The 18,246-nt window shown below is 42.5% G+C and carries 17 protein-coding genes and 1 pseudogene; 8 read left to right on the top strand and 10 right to left on the bottom strand.

Annotated features, from left to right (window positions below):
- From Q0541_RS34430 to Q0541_RS12870, 4 genes and pseudogenes are all read right to left on the bottom strand, one after another.
- Positions 1 to 828 (bottom strand): annotated as a pseudogene (locus Q0541_RS34430) (tetratricopeptide repeat protein); the annotation flags it as partial.
- Positions 822 to 2,261, bottom strand: a complete 1,440-nt coding sequence (locus Q0541_RS12860) for a caspase family protein (protein WP_298910758.1) — start codon at positions 2,259 to 2,261, stop codon at positions 822 to 824. The pseudogene Q0541_RS34430 and the gene Q0541_RS12860, both read right to left, overlap by 7 nt.
- Before the next feature lie 196 nt (positions 2,262 to 2,457).
- A complete protein-coding gene (locus tag Q0541_RS12865; RefSeq protein ID WP_298910761.1) occupies positions 2,458 to 3,633 on the bottom strand; it encodes a hypothetical protein in 1,176 nt (391 codons plus the stop codon).
- A gap of 236 nt (positions 3,634 to 3,869) precedes the next feature.
- Positions 3,870 to 4,283 carry a hypothetical protein gene (locus Q0541_RS12870; RefSeq protein WP_298910764.1) on the bottom strand — a complete coding sequence of 138 codons (414 nt, stop codon included), beginning with the start codon at positions 4,281 to 4,283 and terminating at the stop codon, positions 3,870 to 3,872.
- Between the two features lie 475 nt (positions 4,284 to 4,758).
- Between Q0541_RS12870 and Q0541_RS12875 the strand changes: the two genes are divergently transcribed.
- Positions 4,759 to 5,325, top strand: a complete 567-nt coding sequence (locus tag Q0541_RS12875; RefSeq protein ID WP_298910767.1) for a PadR family transcriptional regulator — start codon at positions 4,759 to 4,761, stop codon at positions 5,323 to 5,325.
- Between the two features lie 9 nt (positions 5,326 to 5,334).
- Positions 5,335 to 6,717, top strand: a complete 1,383-nt coding sequence (locus tag Q0541_RS12880) for a carotenoid oxygenase family protein (RefSeq protein ID WP_298910770.1) — start codon at positions 5,335 to 5,337, stop codon at positions 6,715 to 6,717.
- 554 nt (positions 6,718 to 7,271) lie between these two features.
- On the opposite strand, the gene Q0541_RS12885 is transcribed toward Q0541_RS12880, so the two are convergent.
- Together Q0541_RS12885 and Q0541_RS12890 are read right to left on the bottom strand one after the other, a co-directional pair.
- Positions 7,272 to 7,976 carry a CAP domain-containing protein gene (locus tag Q0541_RS12885; RefSeq protein WP_298910773.1) on the bottom strand — a complete coding sequence of 235 codons (705 nt, stop codon included), beginning with the start codon at positions 7,974 to 7,976 and terminating at the stop codon, positions 7,272 to 7,274.
- Between the two features lie 314 nt (positions 7,977 to 8,290).
- Positions 8,291 to 9,418 carry an acyltransferase family protein gene (locus Q0541_RS12890; protein WP_298910776.1) on the bottom strand — a complete coding sequence of 376 codons (1,128 nt, stop codon included), beginning with the start codon at positions 9,416 to 9,418 and terminating at the stop codon, positions 8,291 to 8,293.
- A 119-nt stretch (positions 9,419 to 9,537) separates the two neighbouring features.
- Here Q0541_RS12890 and Q0541_RS12895 point away from each other — a divergent pair, with 119 nt between their 5' ends.
- The gene (locus tag Q0541_RS12895; protein WP_298910782.1) at positions 9,538 to 9,999 is read left to right on the top strand and encodes a peroxiredoxin; all 462 of its coding nucleotides are present in this window, start codon (positions 9,538 to 9,540) and stop codon (positions 9,997 to 9,999) included.
- Positions 10,000 to 10,172: 173 nt separating this feature from the next.
- Here Q0541_RS12895 and raiA read toward each other — a convergent pair whose 3' ends face one another.
- Entirely contained in the window at positions 10,173 to 10,820 is a 648-nt protein-coding gene (gene raiA / locus Q0541_RS12900) for a ribosome-associated translation inhibitor RaiA (RefSeq protein ID WP_298910784.1), read from the bottom strand.
- Positions 10,821 to 11,440: 620 nt separating this feature from the next.
- Between raiA and lipB the strand changes: the two genes are divergently transcribed.
- Together lipB and Q0541_RS12910 are read left to right on the top strand one after the other, a co-directional pair.
- Positions 11,441 to 12,133 (top strand): lipoyl(octanoyl) transferase LipB, encoded by a 693-nt coding sequence (gene lipB / locus Q0541_RS12905; RefSeq protein WP_298910785.1) that lies wholly within the window; start codon positions 11,441 to 11,443, stop codon positions 12,131 to 12,133.
- A gap of 183 nt (positions 12,134 to 12,316) precedes the next feature.
- Positions 12,317 to 12,517, top strand: coding sequence for a hypothetical protein (locus Q0541_RS12910; protein ID WP_273763239.1), 201 nt, complete (start codon positions 12,317 to 12,319; stop codon positions 12,515 to 12,517).
- Positions 12,518 to 12,574: 57 nt separating this feature from the next.
- Here the strand turns inward: Q0541_RS12910 and Q0541_RS12915 are convergent, their stop codons facing one another.
- A complete protein-coding gene (locus Q0541_RS12915; protein ID WP_298910786.1) occupies positions 12,575 to 13,330 on the bottom strand; it encodes an amino acid ABC transporter ATP-binding protein in 756 nt (251 codons plus the stop codon).
- Between the two features lie 262 nt (positions 13,331 to 13,592).
- Between Q0541_RS12915 and Q0541_RS12920 the strand changes: the two genes are divergently transcribed.
- The gene (locus Q0541_RS12920) at positions 13,593 to 15,110 is read left to right on the top strand and encodes an ABC transporter permease subunit (protein WP_298910788.1); all 1,518 of its coding nucleotides are present in this window, start codon (positions 13,593 to 13,595) and stop codon (positions 15,108 to 15,110) included.
- A gap of 440 nt (positions 15,111 to 15,550) precedes the next feature.
- Here the strand turns inward: Q0541_RS12920 and Q0541_RS12925 are convergent, their stop codons facing one another.
- Together Q0541_RS12925 and Q0541_RS12930 are read right to left on the bottom strand one after the other, a co-directional pair.
- On the bottom strand, positions 15,551 to 15,904 hold the full coding sequence (locus tag Q0541_RS12925; RefSeq protein ID WP_298910791.1) for a hypothetical protein: 354 nt from the start codon (positions 15,902 to 15,904) through the stop codon (positions 15,551 to 15,553).
- A gap of 7 nt (positions 15,905 to 15,911) precedes the next feature.
- Positions 15,912 to 16,034: a LysR family transcriptional regulator gene (locus Q0541_RS12930; protein ID WP_298910795.1), complete on the bottom strand. Its 123-nt coding sequence runs from the start codon at positions 16,032 to 16,034 to the stop codon at positions 15,912 to 15,914.
- Between the two features lie 565 nt (positions 16,035 to 16,599).
- Here Q0541_RS12930 and Q0541_RS12935 point away from each other — a divergent pair.
- Complete coding sequence (locus tag Q0541_RS12935; protein WP_298910798.1) at positions 16,600 to 17,484, top strand: lipid kinase; 885 nt, start codon at positions 16,600 to 16,602, stop codon at positions 17,482 to 17,484.
- A gap of 68 nt (positions 17,485 to 17,552) precedes the next feature.
- A complete protein-coding gene (locus Q0541_RS12940) occupies positions 17,553 to 18,158 on the top strand; it encodes an exopolysaccharide biosynthesis protein (protein ID WP_298910801.1) in 606 nt (201 codons plus the stop codon).
- Positions 18,159 to 18,246 lie beyond the last annotated feature (88 nt).

Raw genomic sequence — 18,246 nt, forward strand, 5'->3', positions numbered from 1 at the left:
AATCTCTAAAGCTTTGATATACAAAGGTTCGGCATCGCTGTACTTTCCCTGTGAACTGTAGAGTTCTGCCAAATTGTTCAGACTAGATGCCACATCGGGGTGTTCATCCCCCAGCAGGCGTTTTCTCATCGACAAAGCTTCGATTTACAAAGGTTCGGCATCGCTGTACCTTCCCTGTGAATTGTAGAGGAGTGCCAAATTGTTCAGGCTAGTTGCCACAGAGGGGTGTTCATCCCCAAAACGTTTTTTAGCAGCTGATAAACTTTCCTCATACCAAGGTAAAGCTTGCACGTATGCTCCTTGACCTTCGTAAAATCTAGCCAAGCCTACAAAAGGCCAGATTAAATCATCATCGCTTAACCAAGCTTGGTAAACTGTGGCAGTTTCCGCAAGGTGAGGGATGGCAAGAGTTGCTTGAGTAATTTCTATCAATGTGGGTGTCTGAGGAATATCCTCAGCTACTGCTACCATTGCTTGACAATAGCCACGCTTAAGTTCGTCAGCTTCTGCTAACTCTTCTAACTTCTGCTGCAATAATTCCCGAATGCGTTCGTGAACTTGGTAGGTGTCCTCTGCCAATTCTTGCAGCAAATAACGCTCAACTAAAATAGTGCAGTTAGCTTTGAGGTCTAATTCCCAATGGCTATAACTTGCTGCTGATTCTACCAAAGACCAAGGGATAGGAGCCAAAGCAAACAAACTCAACAGACAAGCCAATTTTTGCGCCTCTGGTTCCAAGCTTTGCCAATTCAACTCAAAAGCTGCTGCTACACCAGACTCGCGTGCTGATGCTTGCTTTTGTAGCTGTGCGAGGATGTCTGCTAGCATAATACTCTCCCTGGCTTACGGCAGATAGCCGCTATTTGGTAAATTCCAATGGCGATATAACCGACATATTCGCAAAGTTTTTTTGCTGTCTCTGTGTCCTGTTGAACATATTCATCCCCCAATAGCTTTGCTAATAATTCTAAGGCTGCCTTTGGTGACAACTCACCTAGCGGCAGTGATGGATATATTAACCCTGTGTTTTGACGAGTGGTAATCAACACCTTAAACCGAAAACCTTTGGGTGGCAGATAGGGTTGAATTTGCTTCCAGTCTTTGACATCATCAAATATTAATAAAACTTTGCCAGCTTGCCACTTCTTCCAGGAATAAGCAACTTGACCTGCTAGGCTTAATCCATCCGGTGGATTAAAGTCAGGTAAATTCACAACTCCAAACTCTACTAACTGGGTTCCCAAATCAATACCTTGGGGATTTAACCAACAACACCCGCCAGAATAATCTTCCAAATATTGCCATGAGTATTGAATAGCTAACTCTGTTTTACCTACCCCACCTTGCCCAGTCACATCGGTAATTGCCACCACATCATTTGCTTGCAATAGCTGATGTAATTGTTCTATTTGCTCATCCCTCCCAACAAATTTACGAGCTTGACTCTGTTGGATATTATGCGGGATATCAAACGGGTTGAAATGAGATTTTTCAATATCTCCATCCCAACTGCGGGAATAAAAATAAGTCGGCAGTTGTTTTTTATCTAAACCGTTAAATCGCTGCTTAACTGCCTCGGTAACTTCCCTCATATCCGGCGGAAAAGTCCCATTAGCTTTAGCGAAAGCCTCTTGCACAGCTTGAGAAAAGTATCCTGTTTTATTTTCAGAATTTACCTTAGCTTGCTCTCCTTCCCGCGTAGCCAGTAACACAAATTGTTGAGTATCTGTCCTTGGCTCACCACTCAAAAAAACTTTGCCACCTAAGTTAGTTGGTCTTCCATCCAACTCTAAAACATAATTGGCACAGGCATCAATAATACAAATATGATTACGAATCTTAAATTTATCGGAACCCAACAAAACTAATAAAGAATTCAAATCTAAATTCTGCCAATTCTGTTTATTTGCATCAGCACAAATCAACCGACGCTCTCGTTCTGAGGTAATCAAACCATGTCCCGCCCAAAAAATGTAGAGTAAATCCCCCGACTTTGGGGATAAAAAGTTAGTCACAATGTCGGAGATATTTTGCTCTGTTGCTAACTCTACAGTTAACCCACATTCCCCAATTAACTGATGATTTTCTTCCAGTGCTGATAAACATAACCGGATATTCTCCCTCGGCACACCGCGCCGATGCAGCCAATCAGCAAATTTCAGCGCGTCATCGGCTGGCCCCCCACCCGTCACATTCCATTCAGATTCGTGGTACTTTTCAATACCCACAATTAACCCAAAAGTCCGCTCAGGTTTAGCCATCAACTGCATGATGATTTAGTTTCTCACCTCCTATGGAAAATGACCTAACCCCCTAATCCCCTAACCTCCTTCCCTAGCAGGGAATCTATGGTGTACACACTTGAATTACCCCCCTTAATCCCCCTTTGCCAAGGGGGAAAACAATAAATCTAGTTCCCTCCCCTTTACAAGGGGAGGGTTAGGGTGGGGTAAACCATTATGGCAACCTCGAAATAATCGCCTCCCAGGTTTCGGGATTTCTCCAATAAGCACCGTGGGAACGGGAAAATGGTTGTCTGCTATCCACTCGCACATCCTGCACTCTATCAGGAAAAATTCTATTACCCACGTAACTGAGAAAATCCCGCAAATCGTAGATATTCAACCATTGAGGGAAATGCTCTGGTAATAACTGCCCATATTCTAAGCTGTAGAGGGCGTTAATCTCATATAAAAATGGTGCTTGGGAACCAACTGTTACCAATAATTCCACCTGAGACAACTGCTGCTGCACTAGCAAATCTACACAAGCGATACCTCCCAAGCTATGGGCGAGTAAAACCACTGGCTGTTCTGCTTGTTCAATTTGTTCCTGGATAAACGTCCTGATTTTTTCACCCCGCGTCTGATACAACAAAATATCACCAGGCATAGGCGAAATTTTATCAGTTAACTCAAGGCGGTTTCCTCTGACATAATTCGTTCCGATTGGCAACGCTAGTCCAACAATGGCTTTAATAACCGAGTCACGCAATCCTAACTCCGCCTCTGTCAAAGCCAGAGTCAGCAATTCCACAACTTTATCCCGCAATTGGGCATCGGTGAGTATCGGGGGAAATTTTTCTTGCTGTTCGCTAATAAACATTGCTTGAGCGACAAATGCCCTAACTATTGGTGCATAATATTCACTCAAATCAGATTCGGAAACTGTGAGCAATGCCCGTTTATACGGTTCACTGTGGATAACCGCCTCTCGTGCTTGTTCAAATACCTCTGCAATTCCCGCCTCTTGTAACTTAGCTTCCAGTTGAGATGTCGGTGTGAGACTCGCTACACGAGATTGTAAAATATCCCTTGGTTTTTTCCCAAAAGCATTTCCTGACTTAATAGGTTTCAAAGACAACAGCCACAATTCATACAGAGGGTCGCGGTATAATTGCCCCCACAGGACAATATCTGCGTCTTCTTCTGGCTGAGATAAAGCCAGTGTGGCATCCTCCAAGGGCACTGATGCGCGATTATCATTGAACTTTGCACCTAATGCACCCCAAAGGCAGGGAGCAACTTTGATATCAGGACGTTGAGCGTGAATCTTTTGCTCAATTATCTTAAAGGTATCGTTGTATTCTCGTTCTCTAATGCCAGTGCCATGTACAAATATTACGGTGGTCATTGTGATAAGGATGGCTAGCGATGCCTGGGTTGGGCTATGCCTACGCGAAGCTTCTCCTCTGTATTATTCATGATCATGTTATCTGATACAAGATAACTTCCCGTAAAAATTGAAGAAAAAGACAAGGGGACAAGGCGAGAAATCATAGGGTGGGCATTGTAATGCCCACCCTACTTACTGGGGTTTATTCAGATAAAATCCACTGTGTAGCTATTGAAAATCGCTCTCAGTTACCCTTAAACCTTAGACGTGAGAAATCTTGATATTTCCGCATGTGCCAACACAGCACCAGGTTCGCGCTGGAGAGCGTTGTAATACTTTCTCTCGAAGGTATTGCCCGTCTCTAACGGTACAATCAGCGTGCGGACATCAGCAATCAACTTTTCAAAATCATCCATCGCTATCGGTTCATCTGCTTCGAGCATTTCATCAACTTGCACAACCACCTCAGAAATGCGATGTAGCCAAGCAAATTGTTCATGAGCGATAACTAGCTGAAGTAGTTCTCCGCTTGATACTCGTCCACTAACCTGTTCGTAGGCAATGCGTTCTGTCTCCAGCAACGTCTTGTGAAGGTGGAGTAATTTGTTTCGTAAATCACGTAAATATTGATGTTGACGTATTCTTTGTGAAAGTGTGTTAGAAGTCAATGTTACCCATCCTCTGATTACAATAGTCTTCAAATGGCTTAAATAATTTCTGCGTCAATATTTTTATCACGAATAGACTGTAGCGAACAACTGGTTTGTTGAGTGATACACTAGCGATGAGTAGCATATCCAATGGTGGCATAGAGGCTCACCAGGAGGCTTGCCGCTCTGATCAGAACTTCTCACTTCCCTTCTGTTGACTGATGCTCCACGTAGCAAGATCCCATAGGGGTACGGAAGCGGCACTCAAAATACATCGCTACTTCATCACTCTCTTGTGCAAACAGCACCATTAGCCATCTGCCCAACTTCAGTTCATATATTCGGTTTCTTTGTTAAGACGCATGACAATCAACATATCTTTTTATAGCCGTTATATCTTATATTTGATTAATCATATATTAGCATAAACTTATAAGAAGTACATAGTCATAGAATCTATCGAGAAAATGTCAATTATGGGAAAACCGTCTTAATGTCGCTAGCATATGTAATTCTAGGTCTTCTTCAGCAGCAAGAAATGACAGGCTACGACCTGAAAACGAGCTGCTTTGATCAATACATTGCCCATTTGTGGCCAGCAGACCAGGCACAAATTTACAGAACTCTCGATAAGCTAGTTGAGCAAGGCTGGATTACCTGTAAGATTGAGATTCAGCACGATCGCCCCAACCGCAAAGTTTACAGTGTGACGGAGCCAGGGAAAGCGGAATTTGCCCAATGGCTTGGGACTCATCAGCTCTTACCGACTATCCGAGAACCAATGCTAGTCCAGTTGCATTTTGCAGATCAGTTGTCAAATGAAACGATTATTCACCTACTGGAGCAACAACTGGCGGCTCGAAGCAAAAAGCTTGCTGAATGTGAAACCATCGATTTGCCATCACTCAGTGATCAGTCTGCCAACCGTGAGCAAGTCATGCAAAGGCTTGTGCTGGAGTTGGTGATCCGAAGAGAACAGACTTATATTGATTGGTTGAAGATAGCGATCAGTGTTATCAATCACCAAAAGCCATATGCATCACATTACCAGATTCTATAAATTAAGACAATGGTAACAATAGCAGTTAATCCTTATCTCGATCACAATTTTGCTCCAATCCGTGAAGAAATCACCACTGACAAATTGCCAGTCATCGGTGAATTACCCCTTGACTTATCGGGGATGTTTGTGCGGAATGGCCCTAACCCTCAATGGACACCCATCGGTCAATATCACTGGTTTGATGGAGATGGGATGTTGCATGGTGTGCGAATTAGCAACGGCGTAGCGACTTATCGTAACCGCTATGTGCAGACAGCCGGATGGAAAAAAGAACGAGAAGCGGGTAAGGCTCTCTGGAGTGGGTTCTTAGAACCACCGCAAATTGATAATCCCCACGGTCCCGGCAAAAACACCGCCAATACTGCCTTAGTGTGGCACGCTGGTCAAATGTTAGCGCTGAACGAGGGAGGTAAACCTCACGCTATCAAGCTTCCGGAATTAGACACCATTGGCGAGTACACCTATAATGGCAAGCTAGTTTCTGCCTTCACAGCCCATCCCAAGGTAGACCCGGTGACGGGCGAAATGATCTTCTTTGGCTACTCTGTGTTTACGCCACCGTACCTGCAATATGGTGTGGTTTCAGCACAAGGCGAACTGTTGCGGACAGTGCCAATTGACCTGCCAATTGGGGTGATAATGCACGATTTCGCCATCACTGAAAACTATACAATTTTTATGGATTTGCCGCTGACTTTTAGCGCCGAGCGATCGCAACGGGGAGAACCTGTGATGATGTTTGAGCGCGATCGCCCCAGTCGTTTTGGCATTTTACCACGTCACGGTGACAACAGTAATATCCGGTGGTTTGAGAGTCCTGCTTGCTACGTCTTCCATACTCTCAACGCTTACGAAGAGGGAGAGGAAGTAGTGCTTATTGCCTGTCGGATGAGTTCTACTAGTGTTTTGATTTCTAGTGATTCGCAACCCGATCCGGAAGTAGATATCCCCCGTTTGTATCGCTGGCGATTTAACCTCAGCACGGGAACAGTGCGTGAGGAGATATTGGACGATGTAGTTTCAGAATTTCCCCGCATCAACGAAAATCTATTGGGGCGACAAAACCGATATGGCTACACCAACAAAATAGTGTACACTCCCGTAGCTTTATTTGAAGGTATCATCAAGTACGACTTCAGCAGTGGAAAGTCCCAAATACACGAACATGGACAGGGACGCTATGGCAGTGAAGCTGTATTTGCGCCGCGTTCTGGTGCAATTGCTGAAGATGATGGTTGGCTTGTGACTTTCGTTTACGATGAGAATTCAAACAGTTCAGAATTAGTAGTAGTAAATGCCCAAGATGTGACCGCTGAACCTGTAGCGCGGGTGATAATTCCTCAACGGGTGCCTTATGGGTTTCATGGTACTTGGGTTGCTGAGGAATAGCTAAATAGCAGTTAGAAACTGCACGCCAGTTGCAACAAGAGTGGTTCGCCGGACGTTAGTCGCTCATGGGGAAACCTCCTACAGCCCTTTGGGCATCCTACGGCAGGTACTAGCCTTTCCCTTTGGGAGAAGACCGCGCTGACTCCCCAATGCACTAGCTCGTCTAAGTCCAGTTTTGCATAATAATCGTAGCGTTTTTTAATGCAGAGGGATGTATTGGCATTGCCAAATTTAATTCGCTACGAATTAATGAAATGCTGGTACTAAACCGCGTCCACCTTGAGAACCGTAGTTTTTGCCCTCACCCTAAATCCCTCTCCCAAGTAGGGAGAGGGACTTATTTCCGGCTCCGCTTCTGGCAATATTGGGAGAAGGGGCTGGGGGATGAGGGTTTTTTCTTTTCATACGGAAAGAACTACAGTTTTCAAGGTGGACGCGGTTTAAGCAAGGCTTTACTCGGCTGCACGGTTTAAAACAAGGGGCAAAATCCCCTTGCTTTCTCTTAAGCTTTTGTTCGTGTAGCCACGAATTCCATTCACTATTTCCGACTCATATTATTTTTCCCTATACCCCCCAGCGTAGTCAATTACACAGATTGTTCTATATGATTTGTGACTTCCATAAGCAACGCCAGACACTTTAAAAGCGCCGTTAAAAATGTTTTTTCTATGACCGCGATCGCTCACACCATCATCAATAATTAACTGCATGACGATATCTTGAGCAGTCTTGGAACCATAACTGATATTTTCGCCTGCGGTTGTCTGCCATCTACCATAGCGGTTGATGCGAGTAAAGGGGTTGCTACCATCGCTACCATCATGACCTACGGCACCTTTTGGGCCTTGGTCTTTAGCGTGGTCTTTTGCTCCTAAAGACATACCTTTAGATGCAGTCAACGCTCCCACAGGATGTGCTGATTTCAGAAATGCGATCGCTTCATCGACTGCTTTGACTCCTTCTTGAGTCTGTAAATAAAAATTATTAGAAATTTTGACTCGGTTACCTTGGAAGCGCTTTTTATAGTTTTCCAGAATCGGGAGGTATGCTTTGGGATTTGTTCGTACCTTATTTGTTTCAACAATTACCTGTTGTTCCAGTGGTGAAAGATAACTCGCCTTTGCTAATAAAGTCGGACTGGCTGGTTGAACTACTGCTGGGTTAGAGTTTCTCACAGATGGGTTAGATTGAAACATTTGATTTGAGCAGCCGAATGTCAAGGTAAATGGCAAAAATACCCAAAATTTCAGGCGACGCATTCATTACCTCACAATTTTTCTAGGGATTAATTTAGTGAATTAGCAGAAAATTTGAATTTTCAACACAAAAAGTTGTCTGTAGACGCTTTTGCCGTTGGGAACTGTGGAAGCAGCTTGTTCTCAGACATCAGAACTTTAGTAGATTCGCTAACGAAAGCCCAGATTAACGCATTATATAGATATTGATAAAGCTGCAATCGCCTTTGTTCCTAAGGAATTACAAAAATATTACTTAATACCTGTAGTAACCTTGCTAACGCTAAAACGTAAATAACAACAAAAATCTTTTCATTTTCTTCCACCTGCTTTGAAATTTACACCTTGAGAAACCAACGTTGTCGATACATCAGAACACCAACAACCCACCACAACAACACGGTGACTATGGCAAACAACAGGGAACCATTCAGGACTCCCGCCCAAGATGCGAAAAAATTCTGGTAAACCCAATTGTAGGTACTAGGAGCGTCTTTGCCTGTGCCGATAGTGGTTTTCACTAAGATTTTAATCAACAAAACGGATGGAACGAAAAGAGCGATCGCATTTAAGCCCATAATTTCAAAAGGTTTACTCCAGCGACGATTCAGCCGGACTTCGATCAGTTCATAACAAGCTGCTAGCAAAAGTAACGCCCAACCGCTGGTGAAGATTACATAGGAACTTGTCCACAGCTTTTTGTTGATGGGGAATGTCCACCCCCATGCCCAACCGATAATTAAACAACCAACTCCAAATAATCCTAAGCCTATACTTGTGCGTGACTGTACAGGTTGGCTGCGTATCCATTGACCAGTAAAATAGCCAGCGAGGACGCTTACTATCGCAGGAATAGTACTGAAAAGTCCTTCTGGATCTCCCATAAAGTTGAAACCATCACCCTTGTATAAATGTGCTTTGGGAATAATCAAGCGGTCAATATAAGCGCCGAAATTACCTTCCCGTGTCAGCACTCCTGCACCATAATCGGGCACTGGTAAATAGATCATCGTTAGCCAGTAGCCGATGAGTAGCGCTGCTGCTAGTATCCATTGACCTTTACGCGGCAGGTTGAGAACTGCTAAAGAAGCCAGCAGATAGGTAAGGCTGATGCGCTGCAACACTCCCAGAATGCGGATGCTATTCAAATCAAAAGTCCAAATACCCTGATTCCAAAAGCCATTTAGTAGCAATCCCAACCCAAAGAGAATGGCAGCGCGGCGTAAAATGCGCCTGTAAATAGTTGAGGTTGGTTTATTACCTTCAGTGTACTTTGACAGCGAGAAAGTCATCGCTACACCGACAATGAAGAGAAAGAAGGGGAATACCAAGTCAGTTGGTGTGCAACCGTGCCAATCGGCGTGGGCTAAGGGAGGATATACATCATCAGCGACTCCCGCCATATTGACGAGAATCATCCCAGCGATCGTAATGCCGCGAAAAACATCTAGTGAAGTTAGGCGCATAAGCGGAATTTTATCTTAGATGAGTATCTAAGCTACTCCGCTTGATGCACTTAATCAAGCAAAATCTATAGACTTAGGATACAAGGTAAAATTTTATTAAGTAATTACCACCACTCGCTATGCCAATCAAAGTTGGAGATACCGCTCCTAATTTCACTCTACCTGCCCAAAACGGCTCAACAATTAGCCTCCAAGATTTTCGTGGCAAAAAAGCTGTTGTCCTATATTTTTACCCTAAGGACGACACACCCGGATGTACATCTGAATCCTGCGCCTTTCGTGATCAGTATGAAGTGTTTAAAGCCGCTGGCGCTGAAGTTGTCGGCGTGAGTGCTGACTCTAGCGAATCTCATCAGCGATTTGCTGCAAAGTACAATCTACCTTTTACTCTGTTAACTGACAAAGGCGACCAAGTGCGGAAGCTATATGGCGCAACAGCGGCTTTTGGCTTATTCCCTGGTCGCGTTACCTACGTCATTGACGAACAAGGAATTGTGCAATACGTATTTGACTCAATGTTTAACTTTAAAGGACATGTTGAGGAAGCACTGAAAACTTTGCAACAGCTTGCGGCTAAGTAGGAGTTGGGAGTGAGGAGGGAGGAGTTATTTCTTCCTTATCTCCCCGATCTCCCTAGTACGTCACGGCGGAAATAGAGCAACCATTAAAAACCCTGAAAAGCCCATTCCGTAATACTTTTGAATGAGTGACTTTTGACTTTTGACTTCCGCCTTGCGGTACTAGCCCCTACTTTCTATTTATTTGAATGCGATTTTTCCGGCATGACAATATTAGCGTGGGTTGACTTGCCATTCTTGCCGTTAGTATGACCGTTACTATTGCGGGGATGGATCACACCATAACCGCCGTGGTTACGTTCGTAAATTACATTAATCTCTCCAGTTTCAGAATTGTGGAACATATAAAAGTCGTGTCCTACGAGTTGCAGTTGTTCTAAGGCTTCTGCAAGGGTCATCGGCGGCATGGAAAAATATTTTGTACGCACAACTTCGTTGGGTAGTTCGGGGGTGCGATCGCCAATTAAATCTGTGACTAACGACTCTGCAACAACTACTTCTGTTGGTTGGGCTTGAGTTTTCTGGTCTTGACGCCGTTCTTTATATTTCCGCAGTTGACGAGCAATTTTATCTGCAACTAAGTCAATGCTGGCATATAGGCTTTCGCTGCTTTCCTCCGCACGGATAACGTTACCATTAGCATAAATAGTTACTTCAGCCGCTTGTCTAGGACTAATTCGGGGATTACGGGCTACGCTAAGATGCACATCCACTTCATTTGTAATGTTCTGAAAGTGACTAACTGCTTTTTCAATTTTTTGATGTACATATTCACGAATTGCATCGGTGATTTCAATATTTTTGCCGTGGATGACAAGCTTCATGTAAACTCTCCCGGTGAATATTTGGATGTGTGAATTTGCTTTGTATGAAAAGAAGTTGCGGTAAGGTCTATTACTGCCGCCAAAACAAATTGTGAACTCTTTGTATGTACTGCTGGTAAGCTGTCTCTAAGCTTCCTGCATCTGAGTTGTTGTCAAGTATACCCTTGATTTCCCTCCTCATCTCTGCGCTGATATCCAAATTGGATTTCCACATAGAACTCTTTTGTGAGGAAATTTGAGTGGTAGCTCCCGTGACTACCTTCTCTTTTCAAGGAACGCTCACAGAACTGTTGATAGTTGCTCCTTCTGTGTTCGATTGAGGTTTGCTCACTGTTGAGCAAGAACACGAGTTTTTGTGGAAGTTTGATTCTGTTTTAAATGCAAACAATATAATTAGAGTCATCAGCCAGTACATTCGTTCTTATTGTCTTGGCGTGATGCTTATTGCAGAGAATTCCTCCTAAAAACCTATTGAGGTTAATATTCAAGCTAGCACTTTGTATTTTCTAATGCAGCTTCCTTTGACTTTCCTTTAAAATCCTTTGCAAAGCTTGACAATTGTTGACTCAAATCTTCTAACTTAAAATATATTTTGTTCCCAATCCCAGTTTATTTTTGGCATGATCCATAGTTTAGAACCACACCAAAACCGTTGTTTGCTGTATAACCAAGGATTAATGCCTTACTTGGATGCTCATGGATGGCAGCGATCGCTCCTGACTGAGCGTATCCATGACCCCAGTCTAGATGACGTGTTAATTTTGCTAGAACATCCACCTGTCTACACTCTGGGACAAGGAGCTAACTTAGATTTTCTCAAATTTGATATTGACAAAGGTGAATATGATGTGCATCGAGTTGAACGCGGCGGTGAGGTTACTTACCATTGTCCCGGTCAACTGGTAGGGTATCCAATTTTAAATCTGCAACGTTATTATAAAGACCTTCATTGGTACTTACGGCAACTCGAAGAAGTCATAATTCGCCTATTAGCAGTTTATGGATTGCAGGGAGAAAGAATTCCGGCTTTTACTGGCGTTTGGTTGCAAGGGCGAAAAGTTGCGGCTATTGGGATTAAAGTTAGCCGTTGGATTACCATGCACGGCTTTGCATTAAATGTTTGTCCTGATATGACAGGCTTTGAGCGCATTGTCCCCTGCGGTATTTCTGATAAACCTGTAGGCAGTTTAGCTGAATGGATTCCAGGAATCACTTGCCAAGAAGTGCGTTTTTATCTAGCCCAGTCCTTTGGCGAAGTCTTTGACGTGGAATTAGTCGAGTCGCAGCCTCAAGAATTTTTCCGGTTTGAGTAAATTCAGCTTGTAATTATGTAATAAATACTATAGCAGTCCTATTTAAATTGTGAGACACTCATCAGAGTAGTCCATATTTAATAGTATCAAAATAACTATTTAACTACGGTTATCAAAGCTATAATCTGATTATTTACAAATTTCTATACTAACTTTTTACGGCTCTCAAGCACAACTTTGCGCGTGAATTACTCAAATAATCTCCAGGTATATGCCCCATCGTTAACGTTTCTGAGAGAAGGTGATTGGATAGCTTTGATAGAACTATTTGATAGAGACGACGGTGATGAAATTGAAGCCGATATCAACAGTAGTTTATTTTGGCTGATACCTGAACCTTGTTGGGAAGATGATCCCTTTGATTTCTTGCGCGAGTACCTTTAAATAGTTATGAGTGAAGAGTTATGAAAAAACCTTTAATTGACAACTTCTAACTCCTAACTATCTAACGTTGAGGCGACTGAGGAAAATACGTAGGCGATCGCTCTGCGGATTGGTCAGTACTTCATAAGCTGGGCCTTGTTCTGTCACAATACCTTGGTCTAAAAATATCACCTGATGGGCTACTTCCCGCGCAAATTGCATTTCATGGGTGACAACCACCATTGTCATCCCTTCTGCTGCCAATTGCTGCATCACTTGCAGAACTTCGCCGACGAGTTCGGGATCTAGGGCGCTGGTGGGTTCGTCAAATAGCATGATTTGGGGATTTATACATAAGCTACGAGCGATCGCTACTCGTTGCTTTTGTCCGCCAGAAAGTTGTTCGGGATAAGCAGAGGCTTTGTCAAATAAGCCGACTTTTTCTAAATATAATCTCGCTAATTGGGCACTTTCCTTCGGTGTTTTTCCCAAAACTTTCCGAGGGGCGAGTGTCATATTTTCCAGGACACTGAGATGGGGAAACAGGTTGAACTGTTGGAAAACCATACCTACCTGTGTTCGTAGTTGCCGCAGTTGGTTATAGTTGACAGTGGGTCGCGATAAGTTGATCCCGTTGATTATTAAACGCCCCTTGTCAATGGTTTCTAGGCGGTTAAAGCAGCGTAGTAGGGTACTTTTACCACAGCCGGAGGAACCGATAACTGCAACAACTTCTCCCCGGTTGATTTCGCCTGTGATTCCTTTGAGGACTTTTAGGGAACCAAAGTTTTTTTCGATGTTGTCAAAAATAATGGCGGGGATGGTATTGTTCATTACTTATCTCAAGCTATTCTACAGTTGATTGTAAGGTTTTTAATGTAGACGTGCAGCAGTCCTAAAAAACGCCTCAGAATGAATTCTGAGGCTTTTAGCTAAAGTCTTCTAAAGAAGACTAAGTAAGGGTTTTAGTCTATTGAAGTAGACTTTAGCTAAAAGCCTGTGAAATTTATTTTTTGGCGGGAGATTGGACAGTTGCAAGATATAACTTGAACGAACCGCAGAGGCGCAGAGAGCGCAGAGGGGGAGAGAATATAATATGGCTAAATTTAGTTTTATCTGTTGGCTGCGCTGGTGTGTGGTTGTAGGTTTTAGCTGTTTGTTACTGGCTGGCTGTGGGGTGAATCCTAGTGGTGGGAAAACTCTGCGGGTTGCTACTGAACCTGCGTTTCCACCTTTTGAGTTTCAAGGACAAGGTGGTAAGTTACAGGGTTTTTCCATTGATTTGATGAATGCGATTGCTTCCTCTGCTAACTTTAAAGTAGAATTTCAAAGTCTGCCTTTTGATGGCATTATCCCAGCTTTGGCAGCCAAAACGGTAGATGCGGCGATTAGTTCGATCACGATTACAGAGGAGAGGGCGAAGACGATTTCTTTTTCCCACCCTTATTTTAAAGCTGGGTTAGCGATCGCAATCCGCGCAGACAATCAAAATATTACTGGCTTTGACAGTCTCAAAAATAAAAAAATTGCGGTACAAGTTGGTACAACTGGGGCTGCAAAGGCTAAGAGTATTCCTGGAGTGCAAATTCGCAGTTTTGATTCAGCACCTTTAGCCCTGCAAGAATTGCTCAATGGTAATGTGGATGCGGTAATCAATGATGCACCAGTAACTTTATATGCTATTAATACGGGAAATCTTCAGGGAATTAAAATAGTACAGCAATTGCTGACGGAGGAGTTTTACGGGATTGCTACAGCTAAAAATTCCCCCAATTTGGCATTAATAAACAACGGTTTGGATAGAGTACTAAAAAATGGGACTTATTCCCAAATTTATCAAAAATGGTTTAAAGCCAAGCCGCCATCATTACCAGTTAAATCACCATTTGAGAACCAGACTAGCGCTGGCGCACCTAAAATATTAACCTCAATTGGTGTGATTTTACAGGCTTTTCCGACTTTATTACAGGGAGCTTTGGTAACGTTGCAATTGACAATACTTTCTGTAGTGTTTGGTTTAATTGGGGGTTCTCTGATTGGTATTGTCCGCCTTTCTCATGTTCCACCTGTGCGTTGGGTGGCGAGGGCGTATGTGGATTTTTTCCGGGGAACGCCTTTGTTAGTGCAAATTTTTATGATTTACTTCGGTTTACCAGCAATTTTACAAGAACTTGGTTTAACATTTACTTTTGATCGTTTGGTAGCTGGGGTAATTGCCTTAAGTTTGAATAGTGCTGCATACATTGCCGAAGTTGTCCGTGCTGGGATTCAATCAATTGAAACAGGACAAGCAGAAGCAGCACAGTCATTAGGTTTGAGTTCTGTACAAACAATGAGTTATATAATTTTTCCCCAAGCTTTCCGGCGGATGATCCCACCCTTAGGTAATGAGTTTATCAGTTTGTTGAAAGATACAAGTTTAGTTGCAGTGATTGGTTTTGAAGAATTGTTTCGCAAAGGACAGCTAATTGTCGCCGATAATTATCGCGCTTTTGAAATTTATGCGGCTGTGGCGGTGGTTTATTTATGTTTGACGTTACTTTCTTCACAGGCATTTAGTCGCTTAGAAGTGTGGATGAATCCGGTTAAGCGGCGGAGGAAGTACGATACTTAATAATTTTTAAGTGATTTTTCAGACTTACTTTAATTTAGAATTGCCAATGTAAATTAACTTTTAGGGTAAGCACTAAGTACAGTTTTGCGTAAAAGCGTAACGTTTTTAATGCAGCCGACGCATTAACAATGTAGGCTGACGCATTAACGATGCAGCCGACACATTAACAATGCAAGCCGATGCATTGACAATGTAAGCTAACGCATTAACAATGTAAGCCGACGCATTGACAATGTAAGCTGACGCATTAACAATGCAAACCGATGCATTGCAATGTAAGCTGACGCATTAACAATGCAAACCGATGCATTGCAATGTAAGCTGACGCATTGGCATTGCAGGGTATTGCCAAATTTCATTCGCTACGAATTAATGAAATACTGTACTAAGCCTGAATGAGTACAAGTCGCACGCCTGTTGTTTCAGTGAATTTTTTATTGTTAATAAGTGGATTTAGCTAAACTATAAAAATCAAATTTGTTCAACATTTCCAAAAATGTAAACACCGCAAGCACATGGAGGGCATCAGATAGAATTGCAGTTGCAATTACTCTCTTTAGCGGTGCAGGTAAACTGTATTGTACCTTTGGGGGAATAGGCACAGCTGCTAAATGAGGCATAATAGCTGCTCTCAGTCCTTGATTGACCATACTAACGACTGTAAAATCTTCTTGGATGTCGCTAGCAGTATTTATTGGGATTGCTAAAGTCTTCAAGTGGTTGTGAAGAATGCGTCCACAGAGTGTGGAAGGAAGCAAAACCGGTGGATAGCCCTCTGGTAAATAAAGGCACACCTAGTTTTTATTCTAAGGTGGCGATCGCATGACTAATCGCAAGCTGGGAAAGCTGCAATTTTAAGGCTGCCTCACTAAAGTTACCACGATCTGCTACTGCAACTATGGCTCGAAGTTGGAAGAATTTCATGGTCAATTGACAAGAACAAGATTATACATATCCTGACTTTATTGTGGCAAAAAGGTAATACCTAACCTTGTTCAAAAATTAAACCGGATTCCTATAGAAGGAATTAGTATAAATAGTGCCTTCCGAGTCGTAGACAATTTCCAATCTGCCACAGCAGGAATTAATATATATAAATAAATGTCTTCTCAGCCAAAAGTTAAATAATTATAACTATTAATAGTATTTATACAAATATGTATCTATACAACAAAAAATATCCTATTGTTTAGCATTATTTTCTGGGTATTATAATATTGGCATAAATATCTCTGTCATAAATAAAAATACTTAAACGCAGTCATTTAGTGAGTTATAATTATATTAAGTTAATATTAATACACTGAGGGTTAATAAAGATAAACTAGATAAAATATAAATTAAAAATTAGTAATCATAACATTATAAGTATTGACGAAATGAATTGTTGATAACGGTCATAACAACTTAAACACTTTTTTATAGTCAACTTCAAGCAGAATACATGGATGCGGATAATTGGAACTATTAACTACAAAAGGTACTACCCATGAGTTCCCGCGCACTGCTGTTAGTAAATCGTCATGCCCGCCAAGGGCAAAAGGGTTTGTTGGAAGCAATTCAATATTTGAAGACACTCGGCTTTGATTTAATTGAGGAGTTTACAGAAGACCCCAAACATCTTGCTGAAGTTATATTTCGCTATCAGTATCAAGTTGACTTGGTAATCATTGGTGGAGGAGATGGGACTCTCAATGCCGCAGTAGATGCTTTAGTTGATACTCAGTTGCCCTTGGGAATCTTGCCTCTGGGAACTGCCAACGACCTAGCGAAGACTTTGGGAATCCCGAATTCCCTCAGCAAAGCTTGCAAAATTATTGCCTATGGAAATTTTCGCCGCATCGACTTGGGTTGGGTGAACGGCAAGCACTTTTTTAACGTTGCCAGTATGGGATTGAGTGTAAAAATTACCCAGCGACTTACCAAACAAGTCAAACGCCGTTGGGGAATATTTGCTTATGCTGCCACTGCATTGCAAGTGATTTGGGAAGCTAGACCTTTTACTGCGGAGATTGTGATCAATGGTGAATCAGTTCGTGTGAAAACAGTGCAAATTGCTGTGGGTAACGGCCGCTATTACGGGGGTGGTATGGCAGTGGCTCATGATGCCACAATAGATGACCAAAGGCTAGATCTCTATAGCTTGGAGATAAAACATTGGTTACATATTATACCAATATTCCCGGCAATGCGAGAAGGGCGACATATACATTGGCCGAGTGTACGCTCTCTTCAAGGTGAAGAAATAGAGGTGCATACTCACAAACCGCGCCCTATCAATACAGATGGTGAAATCACTACCTACACACCTGCTCATTTTCGCGTTATACCTAAATCTATAGCTGTTTTAGTACCTCCAGAAATCATGAGTTAGTAGTTAGGAGTTATTCTGCCCTATCTACCTCTGCTAAAAATGTGGGAACTCGCATCAACTCACGCCAAATGCATCTGAGATTTTCTCAAGATATAAAGTCCCTGTTAGAACGCCTAGCTGAACAACCGCTGACTCTAGGTGATGTTCTGGCAGAAACCTCAGAACGAGGGTTCAGCCTGGTAATTACATTATTAATTTTGCCCTTTTTATTTCCTATGCCACCGGGATTAACTGGCCCTTTTGGTGGTGCTTGTTTACTGTTGTCAGTGCAAATGGTTTTAGGGAGGCGATCGCCTTGGCTACCGAAAAGAATCGCTAACTACAAATTTCCTCGTCCTTTTGCCCAGTTACTTTTGCAAAATTTGGGACGTCTTACCAAAATCTTACACAAAATCGCCCGTCCCCGATTAGCAAAAATAGCCCATAATCCTTTGATTTGGCGAATTAATGGGTTTTGTATCTCTTTGTTAACAGTATTACTAATATTACCAATTCCGTTTACAAATCCTATCCCCACTGTGGGTATTTTACTTTTGACTGTTGCCACCATCGAATCTGACGGTTTATTAATTTGCATCAGCTACGGCATTACTGTCCTAATTACCTTGCTGTTTGGATTTCTTGGTTATGCAGTATGGTTAACTCCCAGTTTACTGCCTTCTATATTTAAATAATAAAAGCCTTCAACTAAAAGCTGAAGGATGTAATTTATTAGGGTGCATCTACCATTTATTAATCCGCTTTATTGATTGCTATATCCGG

This window comes from uncultured Nostoc sp. (assembly GCF_937863485.1).
In the GTDB taxonomy this organism is placed as follows: Bacteria; Cyanobacteriota; Cyanobacteriia; order Cyanobacteriales; family Nostocaceae; genus Nostoc.

Excerpts from the sequence above, each read along its gene's own strand:
- Q0541_RS12915 (WP_298910786.1), bottom strand. The coding sequence starts at position 13,330 with ATGAACAATACCATCCCCGCCATTATTTTTGACAACATCGAAAAAAAC.
- Q0541_RS12885 (WP_298910773.1), bottom strand. The coding sequence starts at position 7,976 with ATGCGTCGCCTGAAATTTTGGGTATTTTTGCCATTTACCTTGACATTC.
- Q0541_RS12920 (WP_298910788.1), top strand. The coding sequence starts at position 13,593 with ATGGCTAAATTTAGTTTTATCTGTTGGCTGCGCTGGTGTGTGGTTGTA.
- Q0541_RS12880 (WP_298910770.1), top strand. The coding sequence starts at position 5,335 with ATGGTAACAATAGCAGTTAATCCTTATCTCGATCACAATTTTGCTCCA.
- lipB (WP_298910785.1), top strand. The coding sequence starts at position 11,441 with ATGATCCATAGTTTAGAACCACACCAAAACCGTTGTTTGCTGTATAAC.
- Q0541_RS12940 (WP_298910801.1), top strand. The coding sequence starts at position 17,553 with ATGCATCTGAGATTTTCTCAAGATATAAAGTCCCTGTTAGAACGCCTA.
- Q0541_RS12890 (WP_298910776.1), bottom strand. The coding sequence starts at position 9,418 with ATGCGCCTAACTTCACTAGATGTTTTTCGCGGCATTACGATCGCTGGG.
- Q0541_RS12860 (WP_298910758.1), bottom strand. The coding sequence starts at position 2,261 with ATGGCTAAACCTGAGCGGACTTTTGGGTTAATTGTGGGTATTGAAAAG.
- Q0541_RS12930 (WP_298910795.1), bottom strand. The coding sequence starts at position 16,034 with ATGAAATTCTTCCAACTTCGAGCCATAGTTGCAGTAGCAGATCGTGGT.
- Q0541_RS12895 (WP_298910782.1), top strand. The coding sequence starts at position 9,538 with ATGCCAATCAAAGTTGGAGATACCGCTCCTAATTTCACTCTACCTGCC.
- Q0541_RS12935 (WP_298910798.1), top strand. The coding sequence starts at position 16,600 with ATGAGTTCCCGCGCACTGCTGTTAGTAAATCGTCATGCCCGCCAAGGG.
- Q0541_RS12865 (WP_298910761.1), bottom strand. The coding sequence starts at position 3,633 with ATGACCACCGTAATATTTGTACATGGCACTGGCATTAGAGAACGAGAA.
- Q0541_RS12875 (WP_298910767.1), top strand. The coding sequence starts at position 4,759 with ATGTCGCTAGCATATGTAATTCTAGGTCTTCTTCAGCAGCAAGAAATG.
- raiA (WP_298910784.1), bottom strand. The coding sequence starts at position 10,820 with ATGAAGCTTGTCATCCACGGCAAAAATATTGAAATCACCGATGCAATT.